We start from the raw sequence: 2198 nt of genomic DNA, 5'->3' as shown, positions 1-2198 counted from the left end.
CCGGATGGACGACCAGCCAGCGCGCCCGGCCCGCCTCCGGCCGGCGCACACCGCCGATGCGCTGCAGCGCGGCCTGCAAACGCACGTGAACCGCGCGCCGTGCCGCGTCGCCCGGCTCGAACCCCATCCGCCAGTCCGATGTCGTCGCGCCGATGGAGCGCACCAGCGCGAGCTGGCGCGCAACCTCGTGGCGCACGTGGGTGTCGGGCTCGGTTTCCGGCACGCGATCGGTCAGCAGTTCATACGGATTCTCGCGGCAATGCGCGAGCCGCAGCGGGATGCCCGCGAGCCAGCACATCATCGCCGCGGGCAGCGGGTTCTGGCTGTAGACGGTGAAGATCACTGCCGCGTCGAAGCGCCCCGCCAGCAGCCGGTCGATCATGTCGAGATCGGCGACCGGGTCGCCGCGCACGTCGGCATGCCGGACCCACGGCGCGTCGTAACGCCACACGTCGTCGACCATCGGCAGGTGCTTCGCGAGCGCGGCACCCGTGCGCGACGTCAGCAGCGTGAGCCGGCGGTCGCGGCCGCCCTCCTTCAGCGCACGCAGCGCCGGCGTCGTCATCAGCACGTCGCCCAGGCTGTCGAGCCGCACGCACAGGATGCGGCGCGCGCGATTCCACGCGGCATTCATCGCCGCACCCACGTGCCGTGCCGGCGCACGGCCTCGCGCGCGACGATGTCGGCGGCCAGGTCGAGCCGGTCGACGACATGGTGCGGCGTGCGCGCCGCGCTGACGCGCCACTCGGTCTCGTGACCTCGGTCGACGAGAATCGTGCCGCAGCGCGCGGTGCGGCCGGCCTCGACGTCATCGAGGATGTCGCCGATCATCCAGCTCCATTCGGGAACGGCGCCGAGCGCAGTCAGCGCGCGGCGCAACATGCCGGGCCGCGGCTTGCGGCAGAGGCAATCGCACGCATAGCGCGCCACGCTGCCCTGCGGGTGATGCGGACAGTAAAAAAAGTCCGTCAGCGTCGCACCGTTTGCTTCGAACAGTTCGGCGAGACGCTGGCGGACCGCGCCAAGCTCGTTTTCGCGAAAGCGGCCGAGCGCGACGCCCGGCTGGTTCGATACGACCGCGAGCGGCATGCCGGTCGCGCCGAGTGTGCGCAGCGCCCGCGCCGCGCCCGGCGCGAGGCGCATGCGCGCGGGATCGACGTTGTACGGCACGTCGTCGAGCAGCGTGCCGTCCTTGTCGAGCAGCACCGCGCCGGGCAGCCGCCGTTCGTGCCTCAGGGCCATGACGACTCCTTCATCGGCAGCACCATCACTTCCGGCACGACGGTGCCCGGCGGCTGTGCGAGCACGAAGCGCACGGCGGCCGCGACGTTCTCCGGCGGCTGCAGCGTGTCCTCGTCGATGTCGGGAAAGCGGTCGAGCAGGAACGGCGTGCGCATCCCGCCCGCGACGATCGCCGACACACGCACCCCGCTCGCGCGCAGCTCGGCATGCAGCGCATGCGACAGGCCGAGCAGCCCCCACTTCGTCGCGTGGTATGCGGACGCATTGGGCCATGCGCGCTTCGACGCGGTCGACGCGATATTGACGATATGCCCGCCGCCGCGCGCCTTCATCATCGGCACGGCCGCATGACACATCAGATACGGGCCGAACAGGTTCGTCATCAGCACCTGGCGCCACGCGTCCACGCTCACGTCGTCGATCGGCGCGGTCACGTCGATCGCCGCGTTGTTGACGATCACGTCCAGGTCGCCGAGCGTTTCGCGCGCGTCGCTGACGACCTCCAGCACCGACGCCTCGTCGCGCACGTCGAGCGGCCGACCGACGGCCTGTCCGCCGTGGCGTTCGAGCCGCTGTGCGACGGCCGCCGCGCGATCGCCGTCGAGATCGGCGACTACCACGTGCGCGCCATGCCGCGCCAGGTCTTCGCAGATCGCTTCGCCGAGACCGCGGCCACCGCCGGTCACGAGCGCGATTCGTCCCGCGAGCGGGGGGTTGGCTGATTCGTAAGTCACGTTCACGTGCACCTCCTGTCGACGTTCAAGCGCCATGCCGTTGACGGGACGCTTGTCGCGACAAGCATCGATGCACGAGGTACAGCGAGAACCGTGCCGGGCCGCGCGCGTCCGCGCCGCATCGTGCGCGGCCCGGCGATCGCCGACTTTTTTATAAGCTGCTGTAAAAACGGGCCGGGGCGGCCGGGCTCAGATCGCGAGCGCGTCGGGCGTCGCCTGCGC

Annotated in this window: 3 protein-coding genes; all 3 read right to left on the bottom strand. The window is 71.0% G+C overall.

The genetic code is table 11. The annotated features are described in order from the left end of the window. A partial coding sequence (locus L810_RS41625) for a glycosyltransferase family 9 protein (protein WP_042978302.1) occupies positions 1–634 on the bottom strand: 634 nt, incomplete at its 3' end. Further along, positions 631–1242 (bottom strand): D-glycero-alpha-D-manno-heptose-1,7-bisphosphate 7-phosphatase, encoded by a 612-nt coding sequence (locus tag L810_RS41620; protein ID WP_021164108.1) that lies wholly within the window; start codon positions 1240–1242, stop codon positions 631–633. The genes L810_RS41620 and L810_RS41625, both read right to left, overlap by 4 nt. Further along, entirely contained in the window at positions 1233–2012 is a 780-nt protein-coding gene (locus L810_RS41615; RefSeq protein WP_373453119.1) for an SDR family oxidoreductase, read from the bottom strand. Before L810_RS41615 ends, L810_RS41620 begins: the two co-directional genes overlap by 10 nt. Positions 2013–2198 lie beyond the last annotated feature (186 nt).

The sequence above is a fragment of the Burkholderia sp. AU4i genome (assembly GCF_000466765.1).
GTDB classification, from domain to species: domain Bacteria; phylum Pseudomonadota; class Gammaproteobacteria; order Burkholderiales; family Burkholderiaceae; genus Burkholderia; species Burkholderia cepacia.
Note: the sequence above shows the minus strand (reverse complement) of the source record. Positions and strands in the feature narration are given on the sequence as shown.